At 67.1% G+C, this 13,552-nt stretch carries 9 protein-coding genes, 1 pseudogene and 1 riboswitch; of the genes and pseudogenes, 3 read left to right on the top strand and 7 right to left on the bottom strand.

The window, feature by feature from the left end:
- The 3 genes and pseudogenes from ACODS4_RS20195 to ACODS4_RS20185 all read left to right on the top strand — a co-directional run.
- Positions 1 to 716 (top strand): annotated as a pseudogene (locus ACODS4_RS20195) (NAD-glutamate dehydrogenase); the annotation flags it as partial.
- A 170-nt stretch (positions 717 to 886) separates the two neighbouring features.
- Positions 887 to 2,602 (top strand): MFS transporter, encoded by a 1,716-nt coding sequence (locus ACODS4_RS20190; protein WP_488866855.1) that lies wholly within the window; start codon positions 887 to 889, stop codon positions 2,600 to 2,602.
- 186 nt (positions 2,603 to 2,788) lie between these two features.
- Positions 2,789 to 6,268 (top strand): hybrid sensor histidine kinase/response regulator, encoded by a 3,480-nt coding sequence (locus ACODS4_RS20185; protein ID WP_488866853.1) that lies wholly within the window; start codon positions 2,789 to 2,791, stop codon positions 6,266 to 6,268.
- Between the two features lie 10 nt (positions 6,269 to 6,278).
- Here ACODS4_RS20185 and ACODS4_RS20180 read toward each other — a convergent pair whose 3' ends face one another.
- From ACODS4_RS20180 to gltA, 7 genes are all read right to left on the bottom strand, one after another.
- Positions 6,279 to 7,067: an ABC transporter ATP-binding protein gene (locus ACODS4_RS20180; protein ID WP_488866851.1), complete on the bottom strand. Its 789-nt coding sequence runs from the start codon at positions 7,065 to 7,067 to the stop codon at positions 6,279 to 6,281.
- Positions 7,064 to 8,074, bottom strand: coding sequence for a FecCD family ABC transporter permease (locus tag ACODS4_RS20175; RefSeq protein ID WP_488866849.1), 1,011 nt, complete (start codon positions 8,072 to 8,074; stop codon positions 7,064 to 7,066). Before ACODS4_RS20175 ends, ACODS4_RS20180 begins: the two co-directional genes overlap by 4 nt.
- Positions 8,074 to 9,126 carry an ABC transporter substrate-binding protein gene (locus ACODS4_RS20170; protein WP_488866847.1) on the bottom strand — a complete coding sequence of 351 codons (1,053 nt, stop codon included), beginning with the start codon at positions 9,124 to 9,126 and terminating at the stop codon, positions 8,074 to 8,076. Before ACODS4_RS20170 ends, ACODS4_RS20175 begins: the two co-directional genes overlap by 1 nt.
- 219 nt (positions 9,127 to 9,345) lie before the next feature.
- A riboswitch (cobalamin riboswitch) is annotated at positions 9,346 to 9,577 on the bottom strand.
- A gap of 58 nt (positions 9,578 to 9,635) precedes the next feature.
- A complete protein-coding gene (locus ACODS4_RS20165; RefSeq protein ID WP_488866845.1) occupies positions 9,636 to 10,286 on the bottom strand; it encodes a response regulator in 651 nt (216 codons plus the stop codon).
- A gap of 113 nt (positions 10,287 to 10,399) precedes the next feature.
- Positions 10,400 to 11,077: a prepilin peptidase gene (locus ACODS4_RS20160; protein WP_488866843.1), complete on the bottom strand. Its 678-nt coding sequence runs from the start codon at positions 11,075 to 11,077 to the stop codon at positions 10,400 to 10,402.
- Positions 11,067 to 12,104 (bottom strand): NUDIX hydrolase, encoded by a 1,038-nt coding sequence (locus ACODS4_RS20155; protein ID WP_488866841.1) that lies wholly within the window; start codon positions 12,102 to 12,104, stop codon positions 11,067 to 11,069. Before ACODS4_RS20155 ends, ACODS4_RS20160 begins: the two co-directional genes overlap by 11 nt.
- 79 nt (positions 12,105 to 12,183) lie before the next feature.
- Entirely contained in the window at positions 12,184 to 13,515 is a 1,332-nt protein-coding gene (gene gltA, locus ACODS4_RS20150) for a citrate synthase (RefSeq protein WP_488866839.1), read from the bottom strand.
- Positions 13,516 to 13,552: the final 37 nt, after the last annotated feature.

Here is a 13,552-nt window from a genome sequence, read left to right as displayed (position 1 = left end):
GCGACCTGTGGACCGCCATCGACGCCCTCGACAACCGCGTCCCGGCGGCGGCGCAGGACGCCTTGACTCTCGACATTCTGGCGCTGGTCGAACGCGCGGTCGGCTGGTTCCTGGTGAATGGCGATCACCCGTTGTCGATCACGGCGGGCGTCGCGTCCTTCCGCCCGTCGGTGGACGCGCTGGTCGCCGATCTCGACCGCGTGTTGGACGCCGAGGAGCAAGCCCGCCTGTCGGCCCGCGCCGCCCGCCACAGCGCGCAGGGCGTGCCCGACGCGCTGGCCCAGCGGATCGCCGCCTTGCCGGTTCTGGCGGCGGCCCCCGATCTGGCCCGCGTCGCCGCGCGCACCGGCCAGCCGGTGACGGCGGTCGCCGCTGTCTATGTCGGGCTTGGCCGTCGCTTCGCGCTCGATTGGTTGCGCGACAAGGCGCAAGCCACCCGCGCCGAGAATCATTGGCAGAAGCAGGCGGTCGCCGCCATCGTGGACGACCTGTTCGCCCATCAGATGGAGTTGACGGTTCGGGTTCTGGAGACGGTCGCCGCGACGGATGGCCAAGACGGCGCCGAAGAATGGACCGCCCGCTGGATCGCCGGACGCCGCGCGGCGGTGGAGCGGATCGAACCGTTGATCGCCGAGTTGCGCGGCCAGTCGGCGGTTGATTTGCCGATGCTGACGGTGGCCAGCCGCCAGTTGCGCGGCCTGACCAGCGCGGCCTGACCAAAAACCGTCCGTCGGAAGCCACAATTCGAGTCACCCTCGACCAAGGTCGGGGGTGACTCGAATTGTTCGTAGGCCATACATTTTATTCCATAACCTAGTGGTTCGCTCGGTCATAACCACAAAAAAGATCGGGCGACTTCCAAGCAACGTTGGGAGGGTTTGGAGACATGGCCTACGCGGCTTCGACCGACGACACCATCCGCCCGATGACGGGCGAAGAAAAGAAAGTCATCTTCGCCTCATCGCTCGGCACCGTCTTTGAATGGTATGATTTCTACCTGTATGGCTCGCTCAGCGCGGTGATCGCCAAACAATTCTTCTCCGGCGTCAACCCGACCGCCGCCTTCATCTTCGCCCTGATGGCCTTCGCCGCAGGCTTCGCGGTGCGTCCCTTCGGCGCGCTGATGTTCGGTCGGCTGGGCGACATGATCGGGCGCAAATACACCTTCCTCGTCACCATTCTCATCATGGGCCTGTCGACCTTCATCGTCGGCATCCTGCCCAACTACGCCGCCATCGGCATCGCCGCCCCGGTCATCCTGATCGGGCTGCGCCTGCTGCAAGGTCTGGCGCTGGGCGGCGAGTATGGCGGCGCGGCGACCTATGTGGCCGAACACGCCCCGCACGGGCGGCGCGGCAATTACACCTCGTGGATTCAAACCACGGCGACGCTGGGCCTGTTCCTGTCGCTTCTGGTCATTCTGGGCTGCCGCGTGGCGCTGTCGCCGGAGGATTTCGACGCCTGGGGCTGGCGCATTCCTTTCCTGATTTCCATCGTGCTGTTGGGCGTGTCGGTGTGGATCCGCCTGATGCTGAACGAATCCCCCGCCTTCAAGCGGATGAAGGAGGAGGGCAAGCATTCCACGGCGCCGCTGACCGAATCCTTCGCCCGCTGGCCCAACCTGAAAATCGTGCTGCTCGCCCTGTTCGGGCTGGTCGCCGGGCAGGCGGTGGTCTGGTACACGGGTCAATTCTACGCCCTGTTCTTCCTGACCCAGACCTTAAAGGTGGACGCGCAGGCGGCCAACCTGATGATCGCCGGGTCTCTGCTGATCGGCACCCCCTTCTTCGTCATCTTTGGCACGCTGTCCGACCGCATCGGGCGCAAGCCGATCATCATGGCCGGTCTGGCTCTGGCCTGCCTGACCTATTTCCCGATCTTCAAGGCGATCACCCACTACGCCAACCCGGCGCTGGAGGAGGCCATCGCCACGTCGCCGGTGGTCGTGACCGCCGACCCGAACGAGTGTTCCTTCCAGTTCAACCCGGTCGGCACCAGCCAATTCACCAGCTCCTGCGACATCGCCAAGAGCGCGCTGGTCCGTCGCGGCATCCCCTATTCCAACGAGGCCGCCGCGCCGGGCGCGGTGGCGACGATCCGGGTCGGGTCCACCGCCATTCCGTCCTATTCCGCTATGCCCGCCGCCGGAACCGCCGTGTCGTTGAGCCATGGCCCGGCCACCGCCGTTCCCGCCGCCGACGCGAAGGCCGCCGGAGCGGCCTTTGACAAGGGGCTGGGCGACGCGCTGAAAGCCGCCAACTATCCGGCCAAGGCCGATCCGGCCCGTGTCAACACCACGATGGTGGTGGCGCTGCTGACCATCCTGGTCATCTATGTGACCATGGTCTATGGCCCCATCGCCGCCATGCTGGTGGAGCTGTTCCCGACCAGGATCCGCTACACGTCGATGTCGCTGCCCTATCACATCGGCAACGGCTGGTTCGGCGGCTTCCTGCCGACGACCTCCTTCGCCATCGTCGCGGCGACGGGCGACATCTATTCCGGCCTCTGGTATCCGATCGCCATCGCGGCGGGAACCTTTGTGATCGGCATGCTGTTCGTCCGCGAAACCAAGGATGTGGACATTTACCAGCACGACTGAGGCGCGCCTCGGCGTTGCAAGTCGCCGGGCGGGGGAGCGATCCCCCGCCCGGTTTTCGTGTGGCGGCGGCGCGTAAGAAACAACCGGCTCATGCCGCCCGCAGGTTTCGATCCTTTCATGGTCGCCTTGTGCTACCTTTGCGTCCCATAGGGAGAAGACACCCAAAAAGGGACGCAAGAACGCCCGATGGAAAGCTGGTTCATAGTGGTGGCCTCGATGGCCTACCTGCTGTCGTTGTTCGCCATCGCCTCCTACGGCGACCGCACGGCCAGCGGATCAGGGGAACGGCGCACGCCTCTGCTCTACGCCTTGAGTTTCGGCGTCTATTGCACGTCCTGGACCTTTTACGGCGCGGTCGGGCGGGCGGCGACCGGCGGCTTTTACTTTTTGCCGATTTACATTGGCCCCATCCTGATGATCGGGCTGGGCTGGCCGATTCTGGCCCGCATCGTCCGCGTGGCGAAATCGGAAAACGTCGTTTCCATCTCTGACTTTCTGTCCGCCCGCTACGGCAAAAGCCGAGGCTTGGCGGCGCTCGTCACCATCACGGCGGTGATCGGGCTGTTGCCCTACATCGCCCTGCAATTGAAGGCGATCAGCGTCAGTTTCGAGATTCTGGCCGGAGACACGTTGGGATCGGAGGTCAGCCAACTGCCCGGCGGCACCAGCCTGCTGGCGGCGTTGTTGATGGCGGCCTTCGCCATTCTGTTCGGCGTCCGCAGCATTTCCGCCAACGAGCATCATCGCGGGCTGATGATGGCGATCGCGGCGGAATCGGTGGTGAAGCTGGCCGCCGCCCTTGGCGTGGGCGCGGCCATCGCCTTCGCCTCTTTCGGCAACCCGGAAACCTTCGTCGAGGCCGCCGCCAACCATCCCGGTTTTCTGGAATTGATGAGCCTTGGCAACATCGGTGGGGATTGGTGGGTCGCCTGCCTGTTGTCGGCGCTGGCCATTCTCTGTCTGCCGCGTCAATTTCACGTCGCGGTGGTGGAGAACACCCACACCGGCGACGTCAAATCCTCCGCCCGACTGTTTCCCGCTTATCTGATCGCGATCAACCTGTTCGTGCTGCCGGTGGCGTTGGCCGGGCTGATGCTGTTTCCCGATGGCAAGATCAACGCCGACACCTTCATGGTGTCGATTCCGCTGCGTCAGGGTTGGCCGTGGTTGGCGTTGATCGCCTTCATCGGCGGGCTGTCGGCGGCGACCAGCATGATTTTGGTTGAGATGGTGGCGTTGTCCACCATGATCTGCAACGACATCGCCGTGCCGCTGTTGATGGCGCTCCGCCCCAACGACCGCCGTTTGCGCGACGAACCCGCCGCCGTGCTGCTGGGGGTGCGGCGGTCGGCGGTGCTGGTTCTGGTGCTGCTGTCCTATGGCTGTTATCGGTTGATCGGCTCGGCCTTTCCGCTGGCGACCATCGGCATGATGAGCTTCACGGCGGTCGCCCAATTCGCCCCGGCGTTGCTCGGCGGCTTGGTTTGGAGCCGCGCCAGCCGGTCGGGGGCCTTCGCCGGGATCTGCGCCGGCTTCATCGGCTGGGCCTACACCATGCTGCTGCCGTCCTTCGCCGACGCCGGATGGCTGGCGGCGAGCGCGCTGCGCGAAGGGCCGTTCGGCCTGACCGGGCTTAGCCCCATCGCGCTGGCCGGGATCGGCGACATCGACCCGCTGACCAACGCGGCGCTGTGGAGCCTCGGCCCCAACCTGTTCCTGTTCGTGGTGATTTCGCTGCTGACCCGCCCCACCACCCTGGAGCGCCAGCAAGCCGCCCGGTTCATGAGCCTGCGCCGCGCGGCGGATGGGGAGTCGCACGGGCCGCGTGGGGCGACGCTGGCCGATTTGCACGATCTCGCGGTGCGTTACGTCGGCACGGCGCGGGCCGACGCCGCCTTCCGCCGCTTCACCGGCGTGCGCGACGGCGATTTGCAGACCGCTCTTTTGTCGCGCAGCGATGGCGAGGCCATCCAGATGACCGAACGGCTGTTGGCTGGAGCCATCGGCTCGGCGTCCGCCCGCGTCGTCGTCGCCGGGTTGCTGTCCGACCGGCGGCTGTCGCGCACCGACGCGCGGTCCATCATCGACGAAGCGTCCCGCGCCATTTTGAAACAGCATGAGCTGTTGCGGGCGACGGTGGAAAATGTCCCGCAGGGCATCGCCGTGTTTGACGAGGATTGGCGCGTCGCCACCTGGAACAACCAGTTCGTCGTGCTGTTGGAGCTTCCCGACGGTTTCGTCCAGGTCGGCACCTCGTTGGAGGAGATCGTCCGCTTCATCGACCGGCGCGGCGAGTATGGCCACAATGGCGAGATTGAAACGCTGCTGACCCGCCGTTCCGACCCGCGCCGCCGCAACCGGCCCGACATGTACGAACGGGTGCGGCCCGACGGTTCGGTGCTGGAAATCGCCACCAACCCGATGCCGGGCGGCGGCTTCGTCGCCGTTTACACCGACGTCACCGAACGGCACCGCGCGGCGGAAGCTCTGCGCGAGGCCAACGAAACGCTGGAGCGCCGCATCGCCGAACGCACCCGCGACCTGTCCGAAGCCAAGGGAGAGGCCGAACGGGCCAACCGCAGCAAGACGCGCTTCCTCGCCGCCGCCAGCCATGATCTGTTGCAACCGCTGCACGCCGCCCGCCTGTTCCTGTCGGCGCTGGGCGAACGGCACCAGGACAACGCCATCCGCCAGATCGACGCCTCTCTCCGCTCGGTCGAGCAGATTTTGGGCGATTTGCTCGACGTGTCGAAGATCGACAGCGGCGTCGTCCGCCCCAACCCGACGCCGATGCGCATCGACGAGTTGTTGAAGCCGCTGGGCGAAGAATTCACCGTGCTGGCCAGCCGCCACGGGCTGGGGCTGCGGGTGGTCGATTGCGCGTTGACGGTGCGCAGCGACCCGACGCTGCTGCGGCGCATCCTGCAAAATTACCTCGCCAACGCGGTGCGCTACACCCGGACGGGCCGGATTTTGCTGGGCTGCCGTCGGCGCGGCGCTTTCCTGTCCATCGAGGTGTGGGACACCGGCCCCGGCATTCCCGAACACAAGGTGCCGGAAATCTTCATGGAGTTCCGCCAGCTCGACAACGCGGTGGACGAGCGCGGCAAGGGGCTTGGCCTGGGGCTGGCCATCGTCGAGCGGTTGGCGGGCATCCTCGACCACCCGGTGCAGGTGCGGACCAAACTCGGGCGGGGCAGCGCCTTTTCCGTGCTGGTGCCGCTGACGGACGAACGGGTGGCGGTGCGCCCGGCGACCGTCCGCCCCCGCGTGCGTGATTTGCGCGGCGTGCTGGTGCTCTGCCTGGAAAACGAACCGGCCATCGCGCGGGCGACCGAGGATTTGCTGACCAGTTGGTCCTGCTTGGTCGCCACCGCCGTGACGCCGGAACAGGCGTTGGTCGCGCTGAACGGGCGCATTCCCGACGTCATCCTGACCGACTATCACCTGGATCGCAGCCTGACCGGGGTGGACGCCCTGCGCACGCTGCGCGCCCGTTTGGGGGAAATTCCGGCGGCGGTCGTCACCGCCGACCGCGACATGGCGGTGCGCGACGACATCGAAGCGGCGGGCTGCCATCTGCTCTACAAACCCGTCCGCCCCGGCGCGCTGCGCGCCCTGCTGGGGCAATTGCTGAGCCAGCGGGAGCAGCGGATGGCGGGGTGATGAGAAGCCGTCATCCCATCAGATAATGAACCTGGAGCCGTCCGTGGCGGGGGGAGCGTTCGACGCTGGCCTGGACGCCGAAGACGGTTTCGATCAGCTCCTCCGTCAGAACCTCGTCCGGCGTTCCAACCCGCGCCAGCTTGCCCTGGTGAAGAACGGCGAGCCGGTCGCAGAACAGCGCGGCGAGGTTCAGGTCGTGCAGGGCGACGACGCTCGTCACCGGCAGGCGGCGGATCAGGGCCAGAATGTCGAGCTGGTGGCGGATGTCCAGATGGTTGGTCGGCTCGTCCAACAGCAGCTCGCTGGGGCATTGCGCCAGGGCGCGGGCGATGTGGGCGCGCTGGCGCTCGCCGCCCGACAGGCTGTGCCACAAGCGGTCGCGCCGGTCGGCCAGCCCGACCTGCTCCAGCGCGGTGTCCACCGCCGCCGCGTCGGCTCCGGTCCAGGCCGACAGCGGCCCGCGATGGGGCGTGCGGCCCAGGCGCACGACGTCGTGAACGGTGAGCGCCGCCTCCGTCGTCGCCTGCTGTTCGACCAGCGCCACCCGGCGGGCGAAGGCGCGGCGCGGCAGGGCGTCGATGTTCGCGTCGCCCAGCGTGACGACGCCGCTCGACACCTTGCGCAGCCGGGCCATCAGCCGCAGCAGGCTGGATTTTCCCGAACCGTTGGGGCCGATCAAGCCCAGAATCCGCCCCGGCTCCGCCGCCAGGGTGACGCCGTCCACCATCAGGACGCCGCCGACTCCCCACCGAACCTCATGCGTCGCCAGAGTCGCATCGGCAGTCGCATTGGCAGTCACAGCGGCCTCCTTGCCCGATAAAGAATGACGGCGAAGGCCGGGGCGCCGAACAGCGCCGTCACCACGCCGACCGGCAACACCTGTTGCGCCACCAGAACGCGGGACAGGATGTCGGCCAGAACCAGAAACACCGCGCCGATCATCAGGGCGGCGGGCAACAGGCGCGCGTGCCCCTGCCCGACCAGAAAGCGCGCGGCGTGCGGGATGACCAGCCCGACGAAGCCGATGGAGCCGACGATGCCGACCATGGCGGCGGTCATCGCCGCCGTCAACGCGAACAGAACCAGCCGGACGCGGCGCACCGGCACGCCCAGGGACGCCGCCGCGTCGGCGCCAAAGGCGAAGGCGTCGAGCGCGCGGGCGTGCAGCATCGCCACGACGAAACCGCCCAGCGCGACCGGCGCGGCCAACCCCACATCGGGCCACCGCGCGCCGCCCAGATTGCCAAGCAGCCAGAACAGCACCCCGCGCGCCTGTTCGGCGTTGGCCGAGGTGGTGACGATGTAGGAGGTCATGGCGTTGAACAGTTGCGACCCCGCCACCCCGGCCAGCAGCACGCGGTCCGACCCGCCGCCGCTTCCCATCGCCAGCAACCCGACCAGCGCGATGGCGGCGACCGCGCCGAGAAAGGCGCCGCCCGACAGCGACAGCGCCCCACCGCCGATCCCGGCGATCATCACCAGAACCGCGCCGGTGGACGCCCCGGCGGAAATCCCCAACACATAGGGTTCCGCTAGCGGGTTGCGCAGCAGCGCTTGCAGGATGACGCCCGACACCGCCAACGCCCCGCCGCAACAGGCGGCGACCAGCGCGCGGCTGAGCCGGTAGTCCCAGACCACCCCCTCTTGAATGCGGTTGAGCGGAAAGGCGGTTCCGAACAGGCGGTTGCCCACCGTTTTGACGATGATCTCCAGCGGGATGGTCATCTCGCCAATCGACGCGGCGAGCGCGATGGCGAAACCCAGCGCCGCCAAGGCCAGAAGGGCGACGGCGACCGGCTTTCCCATCACCGCGCCATCCCGAAGGACGCGATGCCGGCGGCCAACGCCTCGATGCCGTCGATGGTGCGGATGGTGGGATTCATCGACTGCGCGTCCATCAGGACGACGCGGTTTTGCCGCACGGCCTCCAGCGTGCTGGCGACCGGATCGCTGGTCAGGAAGGCGCGCTTCACCGCCGGATCGTCGGCGGCGTAGCGGCGGCGGTCCATCGTGGCGATGACGATGACCGTCGGATTCGCGGCGGCGATGCCCTCCCAACCGATCAACGGCCATTCCTCGTTGGTGGCGATGACGTTGCGGGCGCCCAGCGTGGACAGGATGTAGGCCGGGGCGCCGTTCCGCCCGGCGACGAAGGCGTCGCCTTTCACGTCCTTGCTGGAAAACCAGAAGACGACGGGAACGTCCTTGGCCTTGCCCGCCACGGCGGCGACGGCGGCGGCCTCGCGTTGGCGCAGTTGCGCGACCAGCGCCTCGCCCCGGTCGTTGACGTCGAAGATTTGGGCCAGTTCGCGGATCTCCTGATAGACCAGATCCATGGTGAACATCCGCTTGCGCACCCCGTCGCCGCTGCCGGAATTGTCCTTTTCCACGCAATCGGACGGCGACAGATAGGTTGGGACGCCCAAGCCCGCGAACTGCTCGCGCTTGCCGACCGACCCGTTCGGGCCGACGTGCCATTCAAATTGCGCCGTCACCAGATCCGGCGCTTGGCCGACCACCGCCTCAAAGCTGGGGTCGTTGTCGGCCAAACGCTTGATCTTGCTGTTGGCGGCTTCAAAGGGCTTCAGCACCGGGCCGACCCAAACGGCTGTGCCGACGATCCGGTCGGCCAACCCCAGCGACAGCAGAATTTCCGTGCTGCTCTGGCCGATGGACACGGCGCGCTTGGGGGCCTGGTCAAAGCGGATCGGCACGCCGCAATTCTGAAGGGTCAACGGATAATGGGTGGCCTCGGCGGCGACCGCCGGGCTGGACAGACCGAACAAAGCGGCGAGCGCGCCGACGGCGCAAAGCGACGCCGCGCGGCGCCAGCGGGAAACGGACATGGCGATGGTCATGATGATCCTGGAACGCAAAATGCGGGACGATCCCGCGCGACGACGCGCAAGGATGGTGAATCAAACGGGGGAAAAGCGCGCGACGGCGCGACGCCTCAACAGCTCCGGCGGATGGGCCGGTCGTTGGATGGGCGGCGGCGACAGCGGAAAGATCGGCGCGCAAAGAGCGCGCGCGGCGTCATCATGAGGACTCCTGCCCCGGGCAACCCCGCCCGGCATGGGATTTCAACGACGACGGCAGGTCTCCTGGCTCACGGATCATGGCGTTCGGTCTGCCTTCCCACAGGCCGGGGGAACCGGCGCGCAGTGGCATGACGGCCTTGGGGGCAAGGCGTCACAAGGACCTTTGGCGATCCGCTGACAGTTGCGGGGGCAGCCACGGATTCCGCGCGGACGCGTCACCGTGTTCCCTTTTGATCCCCAGAGGGGAACCGTCGAGCGCGGACGTTATAATATAACAGACGGGTGGTCAATCATTATCAGTCGCGGATCGGCGCGACCGCGCCGCCTCACTCCACCGGCGGCGGCGGGGCGGGGGCCAGGGCCAGTTGGCTGGCCAGAACGGCGGCCTGGGTGCGGGTCAGCACGTTCAGTTTGCGCAGGATCGTGGTGACGTGGGCCTTCACCGTGGTTTCGGCGACGTTCATCTCATAGGCGATTTGCTTGTTCAACTTGCCCTCGGCGATGCCCGCCAGCACGCGAAGCTGTTGCGGGGTCAGGGTCGCCGCGCGCTGGGCCGGGTCGGGGGCCTCGGCGTCGTGCGCGCCGTGGAGTTCCGGCAACCACAATTCGCCGTCCAACACCGCGTTGATCGCCTCGACGATCTGGGTGTTGGGGGCGGATTTCGGCACGAAGCCTGAGGCGCCGTAATCAATCGAACGCTGGATCGTCACCGGATCTTCCGACGCCGAGACCACGATCACCGGAATCGCCGGATGTTCGGAGCGCAGCATCATCAAGCCGATCAGCCCACTCATCCCCGGCATGTGCAGGTCGAGCAGGATGATGTCCACCCCCTCGCCGGTTTCCAGCACCGGCTTGATCTGGTCGAACCGCGAGACTTCCAGAATCTCGGCCCCGGCCATCGCCTGCCCAATGGTTTGGGCCAAGGCGGTGCGCATCAGCGGGTGGTCGTCGGCGATCAGAATGCGGTGAGACATGGACAATCCGATGTGAAAACCATAACGACCAGTATCGGCCCCCCGGCGCGCGTTGACAACTGCGCCCAACGCCGCGCGGCAAGCTTTCCCACCAAAAAGAAAAGTTGCAGCGCTTAAGCGCCGCCGTCGGCCAACCATAGCAGCCACAGCGCCGCCGCCAGATAGGGGCCAAACGCGATTGACGCGCCGCCGGAAAGGCGGTCCCGCCGCGCCGCCGCCAGGGCGACCGTCACCCCCAGCGCGCTGAGCGCCGCCAGCAGAACGACGTTCGGCAGCCCTTCCATCCCAAGCCAAGCCCCCGCGACGGCCAACAGTTTCGCGTCGCCCAGCCCCAACCCATCGCGCCCGCGCAAACGGCGATAGCCCGCCGCCAGACCGGCGAACAGGGCGTAGCCAAGCGCCGCCGCCGCCGTGTGGTTGGTCAGCGCGTCGGTCAAACCGCCCGCCGGAGCTTCCCACGCCGTCACCGTCAAGCCGAAGGGAATCAAGGGCAGCAAGACGACATCGGGCAGCAAGCGCCGCCGCGCGTCCACCAGGGACGCCAGCAGCAAGGCCCACCCGAACAGGCAGCCAACCGGCAGCAGGGACCAGGGCAACGCCAGCGCCGTGATCGCCGCCACCGCCGCCGCGCCCGCCGTCGCCCATGGGCGCGGACGTCCGCGCCAGCCTTCATCCTCCGGCCAAGGGCGATCAGGCAGCGCCTCGGCCATCGCGCCGATCACCCGCCCGACCGGCAGAGCGGCGAGAGCGCAGAGCGACGCCATGCCGAAAAACGGAAGGTCAGCGGCCATTGGACGCGGGCGGCGCGGACGGGTCGGCGGAGGGGATCGCCCCGGCGCTGGTCCGTTCGTGGATGGCTTGACGGCGGAAGCGATGGAGTTCGGCGGGGCGTCCGCCGGTCTGGCTTTCAAAGCTGCCGGTCGGTTCGACCAGACCGCCGGAAATCATCAGGCGGCGGAAATTCTGCTTGTGCACCCGTTCGCCCGACAGGGCTTCGACCACCTGTTGAAGCTGGTGCAGGGTGAAGGTGGGCGGCAGCAATTCAAACACGATGGGGCGGTATTTCAGCTTGCCGCGCAGCCGCTCCAGCGCGGAGGCGAGGACGCGCCGCCCGTCGCGCGCCATCGGACGGCCCAGCGCGCGCGGCAGGACGCCGCCGGGCGGCGGAGCCTCGGCCATCCTTGCCGCCAAATCGCGGTCGCGAAAGGATTCGACGACCAAACCGGCCTCGTACAGTATCTCATACCGTTCGAGAACCCGCTCCATGTCCCAATCGGCCCCATCCAGACCGAAGGCGAGCTGCGCGCGTTCCCCACGCCGGGCGCGCGCCTCGTCGTCGCCCGCCGCCGCGATCCAGCCGCGCAACGCCGGGATGATGACGCTGTCCAGCAGGGCCGGGCGCTGGTCGCGCCAATCCTCCCACGGGAAATGCTCGTACAACGCGCGCCATTCCGCCGCCGCGCCCGCCAACGGAGCGTCGCGCACCAGAGCCAGATAGCCGACCACGACCGAACGCGGCCCGCCGAACAGTTCGTGCGGATCGCGGAAACGGTCGCCGAAGGTGTAAAGCTGCTCGACATAGCGCAGCGACAGGCCGGACAGCCCCTCCGCCACCGCGCGCACGCCGTCTTGCAGGGTGCGGAAGCGTTCCGGCTCGAACGGCGCGCCGGGCAGGGCGTCGCGGTGGGGCAATGGCTCGTCGCCCCGGCGATGCTCCGCCGGAACGGCGAACTCGCTGCGCACCGTCACCACGCGCGGCGTTCCACCGGCCACCGCCACCACGGCGACCGACAGTCCCAACTGAACGTCTGACGTCACAAAATCACACTCCGCCTGTCCCACGCGCCCGCCCCGCCCCCTTGGACGGAGACCGGCGGGCGCGTGGATCCGACAGACCTCAGCGTTTGTCGAGCGGCACGAAGTCGCGGGCGGGGTGGCCGGTGAAGAGCTGACGCGGGCGGCCAATCTTCTGGGCCGGATCCTCGATCATTTCCTTCCACTGGCTGATCCAGCCGACGGTGCGGGCCAGCGCGAACAGCACGGTGAACATGCTGGTCGGGAAGCCCATCGCCTTCAGGATGATGCCCGAATAGAAATCGACGTTCGGGTACAGCTTCTTCTCGACGAAATACGGATCGGACAGCGCGATTTTTTCCAGTTCCATCGCGATGGCCAGATGCGGTTCGTCCTTGATGCCCAGCGTGCCGAGCACCTCGTAACAGGTCTCGCGCATGATCTTGGCGCGCGGGTCGTAATTCTTGTAGACCCGGTGGCCGAAGCCCATCAGGCGGAAGCTGTCGTTCTTGTCCTTGGCGCGCGCGATGAATTCGGGGATCCGCTCGACCGAGCCGATCTCCTCCAGCATCTTCAACACGGCCTCGTTCGCGCCGCCATGGGCCGGCCCCCACAGCGCGGCGATGCCCGACGCGATGCAGGCGAACGGGTTGGCGTGCGAGGAACCAGCCAGACGGACGGTGGAGGTGGAGGCGTTCTGCTCGTGGTCGGCGTGCAGGATGAAGATCTTCTCCATCGCCTTCGACAGAATCGGGTTGACCTTGTACGGCTCGCACGGCGTGCCGAAGGTCATGTAGAGGAAGTTTTCCGCATAGGACAAATCGTTGCGCGGGTACATGAAGGGCTGACCGGCGGTGTATTTGTAGGCCATCGCCGCCATGGTCGGCATCTTGGCGATCAGACGGTGCGCGGCGATCTTGCGCTGCACCGGATCGAAGATGTCGGTCGAGTCATGGTAGAAGGCCGACAGCGCGCCGACGACGCCGCACATGATCGCCATCGGGTGGGCGTCGCGGCGGAAACCGCTGTAGAAACGCGCCAACTGCTCATGCACCATGGTGTGGTAGGTGATGGTGCGGGCGAAATCGACCTTTTCCTGCGCGTTTGGCAGTTCGCCGTTCAGCAGCAGGTGGCAAACCTCCAGAAAGTCGCAATTGTCGGCCAGATCGGCGATGGCGTAGCCGCGATGCAGCAGAACGCCTTCGTCGCCATCAATGTAGGTGATGGCCGAATCGCAGGCGGCGGTCGAGGTGAAGCCCGGATCGTAGGTGAAATAGCCGGTCGCGGCGTACAGCTTGCGGATGTCGACAACGCGCGGTCCAGTGGACCCTTCCAGCAACGGCAGCGTCAGCGTCTTGCCCGTGACGTTGTCGGTCAGCGTGATGGTGCCGACCTCGGTCACATCACCGTGCGGCGTGTGCTTGCTCGATTCCATGCTTGTCACTCTCCTAGGGGCTGCTTGGTTTTTGCAG

The organism is Azospirillum sp. FG154, assembly GCF_057809575.1.
Note: the sequence above shows the minus strand (reverse complement) of the source record. Positions and strands in the feature narration are given on the sequence as shown.